Annotated in this window: 17 protein-coding genes; 9 read left to right on the forward strand and 8 right to left on the reverse strand. The window is 66.5% G+C overall.

Translation table 11 applies throughout. From position 1 onward, the window contains the following. The first annotated feature begins 101 nt into the window (after positions 1-101). Both pilT and pilU read left to right on the forward strand, forming a co-directional pair. Positions 102-1136: a type IV pilus twitching motility protein PilT gene (gene pilT, locus VQ067_RS02245; protein ID WP_003084552.1), complete on the forward strand. Its 1035-nt coding sequence runs from the start codon at positions 102-104 to the stop codon at positions 1134-1136. A 177-nt stretch (positions 1137-1313) separates the two neighbouring features. Next, the gene (pilU, locus tag VQ067_RS02250; RefSeq protein ID WP_003110016.1) at positions 1314-2462 is read left to right on the forward strand and encodes a type IV pilus ATPase PilU; all 1149 of its coding nucleotides are present in this window, start codon (positions 1314-1316) and stop codon (positions 2460-2462) included. A 7-nt stretch (positions 2463-2469) separates the two neighbouring features. Here the strand turns inward: pilU and czcD are convergent, their stop codons facing one another. Next, positions 2470-3369 carry a CDF family zinc transporter CzcD gene (czcD, locus tag VQ067_RS02255; RefSeq protein WP_003100957.1) on the reverse strand — a complete coding sequence of 300 codons (900 nt, stop codon included), beginning with the start codon at positions 3367-3369 and terminating at the stop codon, positions 2470-2472. Positions 3370-3523: 154 nt separating this feature from the next. On the opposite strand from czcD, the gene VQ067_RS02260 reads away from it, so the two are divergent. The 3 genes from VQ067_RS02260 to VQ067_RS02270 all read left to right on the forward strand — a co-directional run bounded on the left by VQ067_RS02260 (position 3524) and on the right by VQ067_RS02270 (position 6725). After that, positions 3524-3928, forward strand: coding sequence for an NINE protein (locus VQ067_RS02260; RefSeq protein WP_003084560.1), 405 nt, complete (start codon positions 3524-3526; stop codon positions 3926-3928). 242 nt (positions 3929-4170) lie between these two features. Then, positions 4171-5544 carry a pyridoxal-phosphate dependent enzyme gene (locus VQ067_RS02265; protein ID WP_004365040.1) on the forward strand — a complete coding sequence of 458 codons (1374 nt, stop codon included), beginning with the start codon at positions 4171-4173 and terminating at the stop codon, positions 5542-5544. Next, the gene (locus VQ067_RS02270; RefSeq protein ID WP_003110017.1) at positions 5541-6725 is read left to right on the forward strand and encodes a cystathionine gamma-synthase; all 1185 of its coding nucleotides are present in this window, start codon (positions 5541-5543) and stop codon (positions 6723-6725) included. The genes VQ067_RS02265 and VQ067_RS02270 overlap by 4 nt, the downstream gene beginning before the upstream one ends. A 227-nt stretch (positions 6726-6952) precedes the next feature. Here VQ067_RS02270 and VQ067_RS02275 read toward each other — a convergent pair whose 3' ends face one another. From VQ067_RS02275 to gshB, 7 genes are all read right to left on the reverse strand, one after another. Further along, positions 6953-8224, reverse strand: a complete 1272-nt coding sequence (locus VQ067_RS02275) for a dihydroorotase (protein WP_004365041.1) — start codon at positions 8222-8224, stop codon at positions 6953-6955. After that, the gene (locus VQ067_RS02280; RefSeq protein WP_003084569.1) at positions 8221-9225 is read right to left on the reverse strand and encodes an aspartate carbamoyltransferase catalytic subunit; all 1005 of its coding nucleotides are present in this window, start codon (positions 9223-9225) and stop codon (positions 8221-8223) included. Before VQ067_RS02280 ends, VQ067_RS02275 begins: the two co-directional genes overlap by 4 nt. A gap of 23 nt (positions 9226-9248) precedes the next feature. After that, positions 9249-9761, reverse strand: a complete 513-nt coding sequence (gene pyrR, locus VQ067_RS02285; protein ID WP_003084574.1) for a bifunctional pyr operon transcriptional regulator/uracil phosphoribosyltransferase PyrR — start codon at positions 9759-9761, stop codon at positions 9249-9251. A 111-nt stretch (positions 9762-9872) separates the two neighbouring features. Next, positions 9873-10307: a Holliday junction resolvase RuvX gene (gene ruvX / locus VQ067_RS02290; RefSeq protein WP_003084575.1), complete on the reverse strand. Its 435-nt coding sequence runs from the start codon at positions 10305-10307 to the stop codon at positions 9873-9875. Then, positions 10307-10876, reverse strand: a complete 570-nt coding sequence (locus VQ067_RS02295) for a YqgE/AlgH family protein (RefSeq protein ID WP_033991523.1) — start codon at positions 10874-10876, stop codon at positions 10307-10309. The genes ruvX and VQ067_RS02295 overlap by 1 nt, the downstream gene beginning before the upstream one ends. 48 nt (positions 10877-10924) lie before the next feature. Next, positions 10925-11818 carry a TonB family protein gene (locus tag VQ067_RS02300; protein WP_003084580.1) on the reverse strand — a complete coding sequence of 298 codons (894 nt, stop codon included), beginning with the start codon at positions 11816-11818 and terminating at the stop codon, positions 10925-10927. A 146-nt stretch (positions 11819-11964) separates the two neighbouring features. Beyond that, on the reverse strand, positions 11965-12918 hold the full coding sequence (gshB, locus tag VQ067_RS02305) for a glutathione synthase (RefSeq protein ID WP_003100943.1): 954 nt from the start codon (positions 12916-12918) through the stop codon (positions 11965-11967). Positions 12919-13172: 254 nt separating this feature from the next. On the opposite strand from gshB, the gene pilG reads away from it, so the two are divergent. The 4 genes from pilG (at position 13173) to pilJ (ending at position 16712) form a co-directional block, all read left to right on the forward strand. After that, entirely contained in the window at positions 13173-13580 is a 408-nt protein-coding gene (pilG, locus tag VQ067_RS02310) for a twitching motility response regulator PilG (RefSeq protein WP_003121755.1), read from the forward strand. Positions 13581-13626: 46 nt separating this feature from the next. Further along, complete coding sequence (gene pilH / locus VQ067_RS02315) at positions 13627-13992, forward strand: twitching motility response regulator PilH (protein WP_003084587.1); 366 nt, start codon at positions 13627-13629, stop codon at positions 13990-13992. Positions 13993-14042: 50 nt separating this feature from the next. Then, on the forward strand, positions 14043-14579 hold the full coding sequence (locus VQ067_RS02320; protein ID WP_003084590.1) for a chemotaxis protein CheW: 537 nt from the start codon (positions 14043-14045) through the stop codon (positions 14577-14579). Between the two features lie 84 nt (positions 14580-14663). After that, complete coding sequence (gene pilJ / locus VQ067_RS02325; protein WP_003084592.1) at positions 14664-16712, forward strand: chemotaxis chemoreceptor PilJ; 2049 nt, start codon at positions 14664-14666, stop codon at positions 16710-16712. Positions 16713-16735: the final 23 nt, after the last annotated feature.

Raw genomic sequence — 16735 nt, forward strand, 5'->3', positions numbered from 1 at the left:
CACGCGTGTCCTGGAAGCACCCTGGTTCATCCGGTGTTTTCCTTGTCCGAGACGGCGGCTTTGGCGGCATTCTACCTGCTTGCTTGTAATTGGGGAGTCCCATGGATATTACCGAGCTGCTCGCCTTCAGTGCCAAACAGGGCGCTTCGGACCTGCACCTCTCCGCCGGCCTGCCGCCCATGATCCGGGTGGATGGCGATGTACGCCGGATCAACCTGCCACCGCTGGAACACAAGCAGGTGCATGCGCTGATCTACGACATCATGAACGACAAGCAGCGCAAGGACTTCGAGGAATTCCTCGAGACCGACTTCTCCTTCGAGGTGCCGGGCGTCGCGCGTTTCCGGGTCAACGCCTTCAACCAGAACCGTGGCGCCGGCGCGGTATTCCGGACCATTCCCTCCAAGGTACTGACCATGGAGGAGCTTGGCATGGGAGAAGTGTTCAAACGTGTTTCAGACGTCCCGCGCGGGCTGGTACTGGTCACCGGGCCGACCGGTTCGGGCAAGTCCACCACCCTGGCGGCGATGCTCGACTACCTGAACAACACCAAGTACCACCACATCCTCACCATCGAGGACCCGATCGAATTCGTCCACGAATCGAAGAAGTGCCTGGTCAACCAGCGCGAGGTGCATCGCGACACCCTCGGCTTCAGCGAAGCGCTGCGCTCGGCGCTGCGGGAGGACCCGGACATCATCCTGGTCGGCGAGATGCGCGACCTGGAGACCATCCGCCTGGCCCTGACCGCGGCGGAGACCGGCCACCTGGTATTCGGCACCCTGCACACCACCTCGGCGGCCAAGACCATCGACCGGGTGGTCGACGTGTTCCCGGCCGAGGAAAAGGCCATGGTTCGCTCGATGCTCTCCGAGTCGCTGCAATCGGTGATCTCGCAGACCCTGATCAAGAAGATCGGCGGCGGCCGGGTGGCGGCCCACGAGATCATGATCGGCACCCCGGCGATCCGCAACCTGATCCGCGAGGACAAGGTCGCGCAGATGTATTCGGCGATCCAGACCGGCGGCTCGCTGGGCATGCAGACCCTCGACATGTGCCTCAAGGGCCTGGTCGCCAAGGGCCTGATCAGCCGCGAGAACGCCCGCGAGAAGGCGAAGATCCCGGAAAACTTCTGATCCTGGCGCCGATCCGCCGCGCTTCGCCCGAATCCCGGAACTGCGTCTAGGATTCAAGAGCGGGAGAGCGGTACCGTAGGCGCATTCCTACCTATCCTTGCCGGCGAGCGCGTCCAGCGCCCGCTCGCCCGCATCCGGCTCGCCGTCGCGGCGCGCCCCTGAGTGAGCGAGAACATCATGGAATTCGAAAAGCTGCTGCGCCTGATGGTGGAAAAGGGCGGCTCCGACCTGTTCATCACCGCCGGCGTACCGCCGTCGATGAAGGTCAACGGCCGGGTGATGCCGGTGACCAAGACGCCGCTGTCGCCGGAGCAGACCCGCGAGACCGTGCTAGGCGTGATGAACGAGCAGCAGCGCCGCGATTTCGCCGAGAACCATGAGTGCAACTTCGCCATCAGCGCCCGCGGCATCGGCCGCTTCCGGGTCAGTGCCTTCTACCAGCGCAACCTGGTGGGCATGGTATTGCGCCGGATCGAGACCAACATCCCGACCCTGGAAGAGCTGAAGCTCCCGGAAATCCTCAAGAAGCTGGCGCTGACCAAGCGCGGCCTGGTGATCTTCGTCGGCGCCACCGGCACCGGCAAGTCCACCTCGCTGGCGGCGATGATCGGCTACCGCAACAAGAACTCCACCGGGCACATCATCTCCATCGAGGACCCGATCGAGTACATCCACCAGCACCAGGGCTGCATCGTCACTCAGCGCGAGGTGGGGCTGGACACCGACTCCTTCGAGGTGGCGCTGAAGAACACCCTGCGCCAGGCGCCGGACGTGATCATGATCGGCGAGGTGCGCTCGCGGGAGACCATGGACCACGCCGTGGCCTTCGCCGAGACCGGCCACCTGTGCCTGGCGACCCTGCACGCGAACAACGCCAACCAGGCGCTGGAGCGGATCATCCACTTCTTCCCGGCCGACCGTCATGGCCAGGTGTGGATGGACCTGTCGCTGAACCTCAAGGCCATCGTCGCCCAGCAACTGGTGCCGACCCCCGACGGCAAGGGGCGGCGGGCGGTGATCGAGGTGCTGCTGAACACCCCGCTGGCCGCCGACCTGATCCGCAAGGGCGAGGTACACGAGCTGAAGCCGCTGATGAAGCGCTCCACCGAGCAGGGCATGCAGACCTTCGACCAGGCGCTGTACCAGCTCTACACCCAGGGCGAGATAACCTACGAGGACGCCCTGGCCCACGCCGACTCGGCCAACGACCTGCGCCTGATGATCAAGCTCGGTTCGGAAAGCGACGCCGACCACCTGTCGAACCTGACCCAGGGCCTGAGCCTGGAAATCACCGACGACGACCCTGCCGGCCGGCGCTTCCGCTGAACCGTCTTCAGTAGGCCAGCGGCTCCTCGGCCTGGGCGCAGGCCGAGGTTTCCAGTTGCAGGGTGCTGTGTTCGATCTCGTAGCGGTCGTGCAGCAGCGCCTTCACCGTTCCCAGCAGCGCCTCGGCGTCGACCAGGGCCGGGTCGTAGACCAGATGGCTGGTCAGGCTGATCTTGCCGCTGGTGATCGACCACACATGCAGGTCGTGCAGCCCGGTCACGCCGGGAATCCCCAGCAGCGCTTCGCGCAGCTCGGCCAACTGGATTTCCTTCGGCACCCCTTCGAGCAACACATGCAGGCTCTCGCGCAGCAGGATCCAGGTGCGCGGCAGGACCCAGAAACCGATCAGCACCGCCACCAGCGAGTCGACCCAGGCCCAGCCGGTGAAACGGATCACGATAGCGGCGACGATCACCCCCAGCGAGCCGAGCATGTCGCTCCAGACCTCCAGGTAGGCGCCCTTGACGTTCAGGCTGTTGCCCTGGGCCGGCGCCAGCAGGCGCATGCTGGCCAGGTTCACCAGCAGACCGAGCACGGCGATCACCAGCATGCCCACGGACTGGATCTCCGCCGGCTGGTTGAGCCGCTCGTAGGCCGCGTAGAGGATATAGAAGGCCACGCCGAACAGCAGGAAGGCGTTGAACGCCGCGGCGAGGATCTCGAAGCGGTGGTAGCCGTAGGTCAGGCGATCGTTGGTCGGGCGCCTGGCGATGTTGATCGCGGCCAGGGCGATGGCCAGGGCCACGGCGTCGGTGAGCATGTGCGCGGCATCGGAGATCAGTGCCAGGCTGCCGGTGAGGATGCCGCCGACGACCTCGGCGACGAGGAAGCTTCCGGTCAGCAGCAACGCCCATTTCAGGCGGGTCGAGTTGGTCTGGGCGAAGCTGTGCTCGTGTCCGGCGCTCATGGCGGCTCCTGTGGGGCGGTGGCGGCAGCACCAGCCTACAGGATAGGCAATTGCAAAACTGTCATGCGCCGGGCCGCTCTGGCGCGGCGTCCGCCGCTCCGCTAACCTGCGGCTCAGGCGCGGCCGCAGCCGCGCACGGAACGAGGGGGGACGCATGACTCAACAGCACGACACCCATAGCAAGGCCATCGGCTACCTGCTGTGGATCTTCGGTTTCACCGGTTCGCACCGCTTCTATTACGGCAAGCCGATCACCGGGACGATCTGGTTCTTCACCTTCGGCCTGTTCTTCATCGGCTGGATCATCGACCTGTTCCTCATCCCGTCGATGGACCGCGAGGCCGACCGGCGCTTCCAGGGCGGCAACCTGGACTACAACGTGGCCTGGATCCTGCTGACCTTCCTCGGCGTGCTCGGCGTGCACAGGATGTACATGGGCAAGTGGATCACCGGGATCATCTACCTGTTCACCGGCGGCCTGTTCTTCCTCGGTGTGCTCTACGACTTCTGGACCCTCAACGGACAGGTGTCCGAGCGCAACGGGCCGCAGCGTATCTGAGGCTCGTCGCCAGGTGCGAGAAGCCCGCCATCCGGCGGGCTTTTTCATGGGTGTCGCCGCGGTCGGCAGGGAATTCCTCCGGCGGGACTTAAGGAACCAAAGGTTCTAACGTTCTACCTGTAGGTTATTGGCGCCCGCGCGCGCCAGCCCCTATGGTCTGCAAGCCCCAGAACGGATAGGTGCAATGGCTCACGAGGCCGCGCACCGTATCGCTCCGTGCGGAAACACCGAAAGGAGAAAAGATGACTTCCGACTCACGCCCCGCCGTGCTCGACCTGATCGGCAACACCCCGCTGGTTCGCGTGACGCGCTTCGATACCGGCCCCTGCACCCTGTTCCTCAAGCTCGAATCGCAGAACCCCGGCGGCTCCATCAAGGATCGCATCGGTGTCGCCATGATCGAGGCCGCCGAGCGTGACGGCCGCCTGCGGCCCGGTGGCACCATCGTCGAGGCCACCGCCGGCAACACCGGTCTCGGCCTGGCCCTGGTCGGTCGCGCCAAGGGCTACCGGGTGGTGCTGGTGGTGCCGGACAAGATGTCCACCGAGAAGGTCCTGCACCTGCGCGCCATGGGCGCCGAGGTGCACATCACCCGCTCGGACGTCGGCAAGGGCCATCCGGAGTACTACCAGGACGTTGCCGCGCGCCTGGCGCAGGACATTCCCGGCGCCTTCTTCGCCGACCAGTTCAACAACCCGGCCAACCCGCTGGCCCACGAGTGCGGCACCGGCCCGGAGCTCTGGGCGCAGACCGGCCACGATCTCGACGCCATCGTCGTCGGCGTCGGCTCCTCCGGTACCCTGACCGGCCTTACCCGGTTCTTCCAGAAGGTCCAGCCGGAGCTGGAGATGGTGCTCGCCGACCCCGAGGGCTCGATCATGGCCGAGTACTCCCGCTCCGGCACCCTGGGTACGCCGGGTTCCTGGGCGGTGGAGGGCATCGGCGAGGACTTCGTACCGGCCATCGCCGACCTCTCCAGCGTGCGCCATGCCTATTCCATCAGCGACGAGGAAAGCTTCGCCATGGCCCGCGAACTGTTGCGCGTCGAGGGCATTCCCGGCGGCTCCTCCACCGGCACCCTGCTGGCCGCGGCGCTGCGCTTTTGCCGCGAGCAGAAGGAGCCGAAGCGGGTGGTCAGCTTCGTCTGCGACACCGGCACCCGCTACCTGTCGAAGATCTACAACGACCAGTGGATGACCGACCAGGGCCTGCTGCAACGCAAGCACTACGGCGACCTGCGCGACATCATCGCGCGGCGCTTCGAGGAGGGCCGGGTGATCAGCGTCGGTCCGGACGACACCCTGCTCACCGCCTTCCAGCGCATGCGCCTGGCCGACGTTTCGCAATTGCCGGTGCTGGACGATGGAAAACTGGTCGGTGTGATCGACGAGTCGGATATCCTGCTCGGCGTCCACGCCGACGCGCCACGCTTCCGCGATGCGGTAAGCAGCGCGATGAACGCCGCGCCGGAGACCCTCGCGCCCGGCGCCAGCCTGGCCCAGTTGCAGGCGGTCCTGGACCGCGGCCTGGTGGCGATCGTTGCCGATGCCAGCGGCTTCCACGGCCTGATCACCCGTTTCGACCTGTTGAACCATTTGCGGAGAAAGCTCACATGAGCCAGCACGACCAGCATCCCGACGCCCCGGCCCAGGCCTTCGCGACCCGGGTCATCCACGCCGGGCAGGCCCCCGATCCCTCGACCGGCGCGATCATGCCGCCGATCTATGCCAACTCCACCTACATCCAGGAAAGCCCCGGGGTACACAAGGGGCTCGACTACGGCCGCTCGCACAACCCGACCCGCTGGGCCCTGGAGCGCTGCGTGGCCGACCTCGAGGGCGGCGCCCAGGCCTTCGCCTTCGCCTCCGGCCTGGCGGCGATCTCCTCGGTGCTGGAGCTGCTCGACGCCGGTTCCCACATCGTTTCCGGAAATGACCTCTACGGCGGTACCTTCCGCCTGTTCGAGCGGGTCCGCCGGCGCAGCGCCGGGCATCGCTTCAGCTTCGTCGACCCGACCGACCTGCAGGCCTTCGAGGCCGCGCTGACCCCGGAAACCCGCATGGTCTGGGTGGAAACCCCGAGCAACCCGCTGCTGCGCCTCACCGACCTGCGCGCCATCGCCCAGCTCTGCCGCGCCCGCGGCATCATCAGCGTGGCCGACAACACCTTCGCCAGCCCCTACATCCAGCGCCCCCTGGAACTGGGCTTCGACGTGGTGGTGCACTCCACCACCAAGTACCTGAACGGCCATTCCGACGTGATCGGCGGCATCGCCATCGTCGGCGACAACCCGGACCTGCGCGAGCGCCTGGGCTTCCTGCAGAACTCGGTGGGCGCCATCTCCGGGCCGTTCGACGCCTTCCTCACCCTGCGCGGGGTGAAGACCCTGGCGCTGCGCATGGAGCGCCATTGCAGCAACGCCCTGGCCCTGGCCCAGTGGCTGGAGCGCCAGCCGCAGGTGGCGCGGGTCTACTACCCCGGCCTGGCTTCGCACCCGCAGCATGAGCTGGCGAAACGGCAGATGCGTGGCTTCGGCGGGATGATCTCCCTCGACCTGCGCTGCGACCTGGCCGGCGCCCGGCGCTTCCTGGAGAACGTGCGGATCTTCTCCCTGGCGGAGAGCCTGGGCGGGGTGGAAAGCCTGATCGAGCATCCGGCGATCATGACCCACGCCAGCATCCCGGCGGAAACCCGCGCCGACCTGGGCATCGGTGACTCGCTGATCCGCCTGTCGGTGGGCGTCGAGGCGCTGGAGGACCTGCAGGCCGACCTGGCGCAGGCGCTGGCGAAGATCTGAGGCTCCGCAGGGAGCGGCGCCGACCGGCGCGGCTGCTGGCCATCGGGTGTTCCCGGCGAGCATGCCTCGGCGGATAACGCTCCGCGTTATTCGCCCTGCCGTTAAGGCGGGTTGGTGGCAGAGGCTGGGATAGGGCGCCCGCCCCGGCAACGGATACGCCCCCCGGAATCGCGAACGCGAAGGTGAAAAAGCCCGCCGGATGGCGGGCTTTTTCGTGGTGGCAGGGATCAGCCCTCGTGGGTCAGGTGTCCGTCCACCAGGGTGTAACGCACTCGTCCCGGCAGGCAGTGACCGACGAACGGGCTGTTCTGCCCCTTCGAGTACCAGCTCTCACCGGCCAGGGTCGAACCCTGCGGGTCGAACAGCACCAGGTCGGCGGCCTGGCCGACCGCCAGGCGCCCGGCAGGCAGGCGCAGGGCCTGGGCCGGGCCGTGGGAGAGGCGGGCGAGCAGGGTCGGCAGGTCGAGCAGGCCGTCCTGCACCAGCGTCATCGCCAGCGGCAGCAGCAGCTCGGCGCCGCTGATGCCCGGCTCGGTGGCGGCGAACGGCGCGTTCTTGGCGTCCGCCTCGTGGGGTTGGTGGTGGCTGGCGATGGCTTGTACCACGCCGTTCTTCACCGCCTCGCGCAGGGCTTCGCGGTCGGCCTTGGTGCGCAGCGGCGGTTGCACGTGGTAGAGGCTGGAGAAGCCCACCAGCGCTTCGTCGGTGAGGATCAACTGGTACAGCGCCACGTCGCAGGTCACCGGCAGGCCACGGGCCTGGGCCTGGGCGACGAGTTCAATGCCGCGGGCGCTGGTCAACTGGCTGAAGTGCGCGCGCACGCCGCTCTGTTCCACCAGCAGCAGGTTGCGGGCCAGGGCCACGGTCTCGGCGGTTTCCGGGATCCCCGCGAGGCCGAGGAAGCTGGCGGTCGGGCCTTCGTGGGCGAGGCCGCCTTCGGCGAGATCGGTGTCCTGCGAGGTGAAGATCACCGTCAGGTCGAAGGTCGCCGCGTACTCCAGGGCGCGCCGCAGGATGCGGTTGCTGGCGAAGCCATGCAGGCCATTGGTGAAGGCCACGCAACCGGTGTCGCGCAGGGCCACCAGTTCCGACAGTTGCTCGCCGCCGAAGCCGCGGGTCAGCGCGCCGATGGGGTAGACCTTGGCGTTGCCGGCCTCACGGGCGCGGTCGAGGATCAGCTCGGCCACCGCCGGGGTGTCCAGCACCGGCCGGGTATAGGGCGGGCAGCACAGGCTGGTGGTGCCGCCGGCCGCGGCGGCGCGGGTCTCGCTTTCGACGTTGCCCTTGCGTCCGTAGCCCGGCTCGCGCAGGGCGACGCTGAGGTCGACCAGTCCCGGCGCGGCCACCAGGCCGGCGCCGTCGAGGGTCTTCTGGGCGCTGAAGCCGGCCGGCGCGGCGCCGATGGCGACGATCTTGCCGGCCTCGATGTGAAGGTCGCCGACCTGGTCCAGGCCGCTGGCCGGGTCGATGACGCGGGCGCCTCGGATACTGATGGTCATTCGGCGTCCTCCTGTTCCAGCTGGCGTTGGGTGTTCTGGCCGCTCATGGCCATGGACAGCACCGCCATGCGGATGGCGATGCCGTAGGTGACCTGGTTGAGGATCACCGACTGGGCACCGTCGGCCACCGCCGACTCGATCTCCACGCCACGGTTGATCGGGCCAGGGTGCATGACGATGGCATCCGGCTTGGCCAGCTTCAGGCGCTTCTCGGTCAGGCCGTAGAGCTTGAAGAACTCGCCCTCGCTGGGTAGCAGGCCACCCTGCATACGCTCGCGTTGCAGGCGCAGCATGATCACCACGTCGACGTCCTTCAGGCCTTCGTCGGCGTTGGTGAACACGCGCACGCCGTACTGCTCTTCCAGTCCGATCGGCAACAGGGTGCGCGGGGCGATCACGCGGATGTCCGGGCAACCCAGGGTCTTGAGCGCCAGCATGTTCGAACGGGCTACTCGCGAATGCAGGATATCGCCGACGATCGCCACCGATAGCTGCTCGAAGTTCCCTTTGTGCCGGCGGATGGTCAGCATGTCGAGCATCCCCTGGGTGGGGTGCGCGTGGCGGCCGTCGCCGCCGTTGATCACCGCCACGTTGGGGCTGACGTGCTCGGCGATGAAGTGCGCCGCGCCCGAGTCGCTGTGGCGCACCACGAACATGTCGGCGGCCATCGCCTCCAGGTTGCGCAGGGTGTCGGTGAGCGTCTCGCCCTTGCTGGTGGAAGAGGTGGATACGTTCAGGCTGATCACGTCGGCCGACAGCCGCTGGGCGGCCAGCTCGAAGGTGGTGCGGGTGCGTGTGGAGTTCTCGAAGAACACGTTGCAGACGGTCTTGCCGCGCAGCAGCGGAACCTTTTTTACCGCGCGGGCGCCGACCTCCAGGAAGGAATCGGCGGTATCGAGGATTTCGGTGAGCAGCTCGCGGGGCAATCCGTCGAGCGAGATGAAGTGGCGCAGCTGGCCCTGGTCGTTGAGCTGCAGCGGGCGCTTGGCGTCTGTCGGCATGGGGCAGGCCCTAGTGAAGAGGATCAGGAAGCGGAGGAAAGGACCTTGCGCTCGAGGGCGAGCGGTGCGGGACCGACCAATTTTACCCGTTCATCGCGACCCAGGGACAGGGTCTGGCCGACCACGTCGGGGCGGATAGGCAACTCCCGGGCGTTCAGGTCGAGCAGGCAGACCAGGGTCACGCTGGCCGGACGGCCGTAGTCGAACAGTTCGTTGAGCGCGGCGCGGATGGTGCGGCCGCTCATCAGCACGTCGTCCACCAGCACTAGGTGCTGGCCGTCGATCTCGAACGGCAGCGCCGACGGGCGGACCTGTGGATGCAGGCCGTTCTGGGTGAAGTCGTCGCGGTAGAAGGAGACGTCGAGGGTGCCCAGCGGCTCTTGGTTGCCCAGTTCCCTCAGCAGCGCCTCGGCGACCCAGATGCCGCCGGTATGGATGCCGACGAAGCGCGGCCGCTCGATGCCGCGCTCGGCGAGATGGGCGCGCAGGTCGCTGGCCATGCGCGGCAGGAGTTCGGCGGGATTGGGTAGGCTCATGGTGGCTCCTCGCTGACATCGATGGGATGGCCGCCGGGAGAGCCCGCTGTAGGGAGGCGCCCGCGGTGGCGAAAGCATAATGGCAACCGGCGGCGTGCCGGCTGCCATGGGTCAATCCGGGTGTTCGGCCAGCCAGCCTTCCAGCAGCAGGGCGGCGGCCAGGGCGTCCACCGGTCGCTCGCGGTAGCCGTCGCGCTGGCCCTGGGCCAGGCGCTCGCCCTTGGCGGCATAGGTCGTGAGGCGTTCGTCGTGGGTAAAGACCGGCAGGTTGAAACGGCCGTTGAGGCGGCGGCCGAACTTTTCCGCGCGCTCGCTCATCTCGCTTGGGCTGCCGTCCATGTTCAGCGGCAGGCCGACGACGATGGCGTCCGGCTGCCATTCCTTGATCAGCGCTTCCACCCGGTTCCAGTCCGGCACGCCGTTCTGCGCCTTCAATACGCACAGCTCGCGGGCCTGTCCGGTCACCGCCTGGCCGACGGCGACGCCGATCTGCCGGGTGCCGTAGTCGAAGCCCAGCAGCAGGCGCAGCGGCTTGTCGCTGGCCATCAGGCGTGACCGGCCTGGGCGGTGAGCAGGCTGAGGTTGACGCCCAGGCGCGCGGCGGCGGCGCTGAGGCGCTCCTCGGCCGGCAGGTCGAAGAGGATCGCCGGGTCCGCCGGGCAGGTCAGCCAGGCGTTGTCGCTCAGCTCGGCCTCCAGCTGGCCGGCTTCCCAGCCGGCATAGCCGAGGCTGATCAGGCTCTTTTCCGGGCCGGTGCCGGCGGCGATGGCGAACAGCACGTCCTGCGAGGTGGACATCGCCAGCTCGCTCAGTTCCAGGGTCGACTGGTAGCTCAGGCCGCTGGGATGGAGGACGAAGCCGCGGTCGGTCTGCACCGGGCCGCCGTTGTAGATGTCGATGTGCTGGCAGCGCGCCGGCGGCAGGGCGTCCGGCTTGAGCTGTTCGAGGACTTCCGCCAGGTTGAGGCCGCTGGGACGGTTGATCACCAGGCCCATGGCGCCCTGCTCGTTGTGTTCGACCAGGTAGGTCACGGTCTGGGCGAAATTGGGGTCGGCCATGTGCGGCATGGCGATCAGGAAATGATGCTTGAGGTAGGTTGGGCTGCTCTGTTTCATGGCCGCTAGTGTCCTGCTTCGGACGCGAGAAAGCCAGCCTTGCCGGCGCTACTTGCTGGACAGCCGGTCGCCGCGTTCGAAGCGCCAGGTACGGATGATCTCCAGCCGGTCGATGTCGGCCAGGTCGCCGCTGAACGGCGCATAGGGCGCGGCCAGGCGGACGATGCGCTGGGCGGCCTGGTCGAGGATCGGCTCGCCGGAAGACTCCAGCACCTGCACCTCGTAGATGGTGCCGTCGCGGTTGATCGACACCAGCAGCCGCAGGCTGCCGTAGAGCTTCTGCCGGCGGGCCTCGTCGGGGTAGTTGAGGTTGCCGATGCGTTCGATCTTCTTGCGCCAGTCTTCCTTGTACCAGGCGCCCTTGTCGCGCATGGTCGAGGCGGCGCTCAGGCGGTGGATGCGCGGGCGCTTGGCGTAGGCCTGCTGCTCCTTGGCCAGGTCGGCCTCGAGGCTGGCGATTTCCGCCGACAGCTGGGTTGAGTCGAAATGCGGCGCCGGCTTGGCGACCTGCTCGGCCTTCTGTGCCTGGGTCTTGCTCGGTGCCTTCTGCTGGCGCTGGCGGGTGGTGGTCACCGCGGCCTTGGGCGCCTCTTCGCTCCTGGCCTGCTTCGGCGTAGCCGGCGGCGCGACTTTCTTCACCTGGTTGTCCTGGAACGGCGCGACCTCGGTGGTCTTCGGCGCGGCCTTGTGCTCCAGGGTTCCGCTGCCCTGCTGGTTCATCTGCGCGAGGTAGTCGGCCTTCTCCGGCGCCTTGTCGCTCTTGAAGGTGGCTAGGGTGATTTCCAGGGTCTTGCTGATCTGGCTCGGCGCGGGCATGGAGAAGCCCACCCCGAGGATGAAGGCGACGTGCAGGATGGCTGCGATGAACAGGGTGAAGCCCAAACGGTCCGCCGGGCGGACGCCGGCAGCGGCGGAGGGGGACTTGAGGACGGCGGCGTTCATTGCGGATCGTGGTGGCTGGCGTGGGGCGAAGTCTGCCGATGGGGGGCGGAAAAGTCTATGACGCACTCCGCGCCTTGGACACGCGGTCGCTCGCCGTGGCGCATCGGCCGGGCCGAGGCGGGCGGACCGAGGCCCGCCCGCGCGATTCAGCGGGCAGCCAGCTGGGCGGCGATGGCGTCCATCAGCTTGTCGCCGATGCGGGTGTCGAAGGCCTGGTCGATCTCGCGGATGCAGGTCGGGCTGGTGACGTTGATTTCCGTCAGATAATCGCCGATCACGTCGAGGCCGACGAACAGCAGGCCGCGCTCGCGCAGGTGCGGGCCGACCTCGGCGGCGATCCAGCGGTCGCGCTCGCTCAGCGGCTGGGCCACGCCGCGGCCGCCGGCGGCGAGGTTGCCGCGGGTCTCGCCCTGGGCGGGGATGCGCGCCAGGCAGTAGGGCACCGGTTCGCCGTCGATCATCAGGATGCGTTTGTCGCCGTCCTTGATTTCCGGCAGATAGCGCTGCGCCATGATCTGCTGGCTGCCATGCTGGGTGAGGGTCTCGAGGATCACCGAGAGGTTCGGGTCGCCTTCGCGGTGACGAAATATCGACGAACCGCCCATTCCGTCCAGGGGTTTGAGAATGATGTCACGATGCTCGGCGGCAAACTCGCGCAGAATATCGGATCGCCGGCTGACCATCGTCGGCGGAGTGCACTGGGTGAACTGCGTGGCGAAGAACTTCTCGTTGCAGTCGCGCAGGCTCTGCGGCCGGTTCACCACCAGGGCGCCGGCACGCTCGGCCTGTTCCAGCAGGTAGGTCGAATAGACGAATTCGTTATCGAAGGGCGGGTCCTTGCGCATCAGGATCACGTCCAGTTCGTGCAGCGGTTGGTCGCTTTCCGCTTCCAGTTCGAACCAGCGGGAGGCATCGTTGAAGACCTTCAGCGGGCGCATGCGTCCACGCGCGACGCCGGCCTTCTGGTAGAGGTCCTGCTGTTCCATGTAGAACAGCGACCAGCCGCGGGCCTGGGCAGCCAGCAGCATGGCGAGCGAGCTGTCCTTCTTGAAGTTGATGCGCGCGATGGGGTCCATGACGATCCCGAGGCGTACGCTCATGGGAATTCCTCCGAAAGGGGGTGGGTTGTCCGGTCGCGGCGGGGAGGCCGCGTGGCAAGCGGGTTTGACGCTCAGGTTGGCGCCCCGTTTGCGCTTGGTCAAGGAAAAAGCCGGCCTGTTCCGGGCATTATGGATAGAGTTGCGTCGAGTGTGCTAAAAAGGCCCGCGATTGGGTCGCAGCCCGTCGGTGACAGGGCGTTAGCGCACTGAAGAAAACACAGAAGAATGATTCACCGAGTCGATATAGGGCGAACATGGAACAGCAATCCGACGGTTTGAAAGTGATGGTGATCTACGATTCGAAAACGATTCGTCGCACCGCCGAAACACTGCTGAAAAAGGTCGGTTGCGACGTGATCACGGCAATCGACGGCTTCGATGCCCTGGCGAAGATCGCCGATACCCATCCGAACATCATTTTCGTCGACATCATGATGCCGCGCCTGGATGGCTATCAGACCTGCGCCCTGATCAAGAACAACAGCGCGTTCAAGTCCACCCCGGTGATCATGCTGTCCTCCAAGGACGGCCTGTTCGACAAGGCCAAGGGGCGCATCGTCGGCTCCGACCAGTACCTCACCAAGCCGTTCAGCAAGGAAGAGCTGCTGGGCGCGATCAAGGCACACGTACCCAGCTTCACCCCGGTGGACGCCGTTTCCTGATATCCGGCCGCATGGCCGTTGATGCTTATTTCGTGATGGGGATCCCATGGCTCGTATTTTGATTGTTGATGACTCTCCGACCGAGATGTACAAGCTGACCGCCATGCTGGAAAAGCATGGTCACCAGGTACTCAAGGCCGAGAACGGCGGCGACGGCGTCGCCCTGGCCCGCCAGGAAAAGCCCGACGTGGTCCTGATGGACATCGTCATGCCCGGCCTCAACGGCTTCCAGGCGACCCGTCAATTGACCAAGGACGCCGAGACCAGCGCCATCCCGGTGATCATCGTCACCACCAAGGACCAGGAGACCGACAAGGTCTGGGGCAAGCGCCAGGGCGCTCGCGACTACCTGACCAAGCCGGTGGACGAAGAGACCCTGCTGAAAACCATCAATGCGGTGCTGGCGGGCTGAGCCCGTCGCAGCGCATCGCTCACCCTGACCCCGGAAAGACCAGGCCCCGCATGTCGGACGTTCAGACCCCCTTCCAGCTCCTCGTCGACATCGATCAGCGCTGCCGACGCCTGGCCGCCGGCCTGCCGGCCCAGCAGGAGGCGGTGCAGAGCTGGAGCGGGATCGGCTTCCGCATGGGCGGGCGGTTCTTCGTCGCCCCCATGGGGGAGGTCGGCGAAGTCCTGCACGAACCGCGCTACACCCAGCTGCCGGGCGTGAAGACCTGGGTCAAGGGGGTGGCCAACGTACGTGGCCGCCTGCTGCCGATCATGGACCTCTGCGGTTTCCTCGGCACCGAACTGTCGCCCTTGCGCAAGCAGCGGCGGGTGCTGGTGGTGGAGCACCTGGACGTGTTCGCCGGCCTCATCGTCGATGAGGTGTTCGGCATGCAGCACTTCCCGGTGGACACCTTCAGCGAACAGCTGCCGCCACTAGAAGCGGCACTGCAACCCTTCATTCATGGCGTCTTCCATCGAGAGCAGCCGTGGCTGGTGTTCAGCCCGCATGCGCTGGCGCAACACCAGGGCTTCCTCGACGTCGCCGTATAAACAGCTTCACCGGTTGGGCCGGTCTGCCGGCCCGTGTCGTGACATGGAAATCGTAATCGTGGTCGGTCCGGGCGGGGGCCAAATATGAAGAAAATCAACGCAGGCAATCTTTTCGCGGGCATGCGCAGCAGCTCGGTGATCGCGGGGCTGTTCATCGTCCTCATCGTCTCGATCGTGTTGCTGTTCGCCAACTTTGCCTACCTCAACACCCAGTCGAACCATGACAAGCAGTACATCGGCCATGCCGGCGAACTGCGCGTCCTGTCGCAGCGGATCGCGAAGAACGCCACCGAAGCGGCGGCGGGCAAGGGCGAGGCGTTCAAGCTCCTGAAGGATGCGCGCAACGACTTCGAGAAACGCTGGAACATCCTGGTCAACGGCGACGAGAGTACATCCCTGCCGCCCAGCCCCGAAGCGGTGAAGCCGCAGATGGACGTGGTGCAGCAGGACTGGGACGGCCTGCGCAAGAACGCCGACTCCATCCTCGCCAGCGAACAGACCGTACTGTCCCTGCACCAGGTGGCCTCGACCCTCGCCGAAACCATCCCGCAGCTGCAGGTGGAATACGAAGAGGTGGTCGACATCCTGCTGGAGAACGGTGCCCCGGCCGACCAGGTCGCGGTCGCCCAGCGCCAGTCGCTGCTCGCCGAACGTATCCTCGGCTCGGTGAACAAGGTGCTGGCCGGCGACGAGAACTCGGTGCAGGCCGCCGACAGCTTCGGCCGCGACGCCAGCCTGTTCGGCCGCGTACTGAAGGGCATGCAGGAAGGCAACGCGGCGATGAGCATCTCCAAGGTGACCAACGCCGAGGCGGTGGATCGCCTGAACGAGATCGCCGAACTCTTCGAGTTCGTCTCCGGCTCGGTGGACGAGATCCTCGAGACCTCGCCCGACCTGTTCCAGGTCCGGGAAGCGGCGAACAACATCTTCAGCGTTTCGCAGACCCTGCTGGACAAGGCCTCGCAACTGGCCGACGGCTTCGAGAACCTGGCCGGCGGGCGTAGCATCAACCTGTTCGCCGGTTACGTCCTCGGCGCCCTGGCCCTGGCCTCGATCATCCTGATCGGTCTGGTGATGGTGCGCGAGACCAACCGCCGGCTGGCCGAGACCGCCGAGAAGAACGACCGCAACCAGGCCGCGATCCTGCGTCTGCTCGACGAGATCGCCGACCTCGCGGACGGCGACCTGACCGTGGCCGCGACCGTGACCGAGGACTTCACCGGCGCCATCGCCGACTCGATCAACTACTCCATCGACCAGCTCCGCGAACTGGTGGAGACCATCAACCAGACCGCCGTGCAGGTGGCCGCAGCGGCCCAGGAAACCCAGTCCACCGCGATGCACCTGGCCGAAGCCTCCGAGCACCAGGCGCAGGAAATCGCCGGCGCCTCGGCGGCGATCAACGAAATGGCGGTGTCGATCGACCAGGTATCGGCGAACGCCTCGGAATCCTCGGCGGTAGCGGAACGTTCGGTAGCCATTGCCAACAAGGGCAACGAGGTGGTGCACAACACCATCACCGGCATGGACAACATCCGCGAGCAGATCCAGGACACCTCGAAGCGAATCAAGCGCCTCGGCGAATCGTCCCAGGAGATCGGCGACATCGTCAGCCTGATCAACGACATCGCCGACCAGACCAACATCCTCGCCCTGAACGCCGCGATCCAGGCGTCGATGGCCGGGGACGCGGGCCGCGGCTTCGCCGTGGTAGCGGACGAGGTACAGCGACTGGCGGAACGTTCCTCGGCGGCGACCAAGCAGATCGAGGCGCTGGTGAAGACCATCCAGACCGACACCAACGAAGCGGTGATCTCGATGGAGCAGACCACCTCCGAGGTGGTCCGCGGCGCGCGCCTGGCCCAGGACGCCGGTGTGGCCCTGGAGGAGATCGAGAAGGTATCCAAGACCCTCGCGGCACTGATCCAGAACATCTCCAACGCCGCCCGTCAGCAGGCATCGTCGGCCGGCCACATTTCCAACACCATGAACGTCATTCAGGAGATCACCTCGCAGACCTCCGCCGGTACCACCGCCACCGCGCGGAGCATCGGCAACCTGGCGAAGATGGCGAGCGAGATGCGCAACTCGGTATCCGGCTTCAAACTGCCGGAGGGCGTGGAGCAGGCCTGAGCATAGGCGCGGCGGCCGCCTGG

Source organism: Pseudomonas sp. KBN12P06040, assembly GCF_037574965.1.
In the GTDB taxonomy this organism is placed as follows: Bacteria; Pseudomonadota; Gammaproteobacteria; order Pseudomonadales; family Pseudomonadaceae; genus Pseudomonas; species Pseudomonas aeruginosa.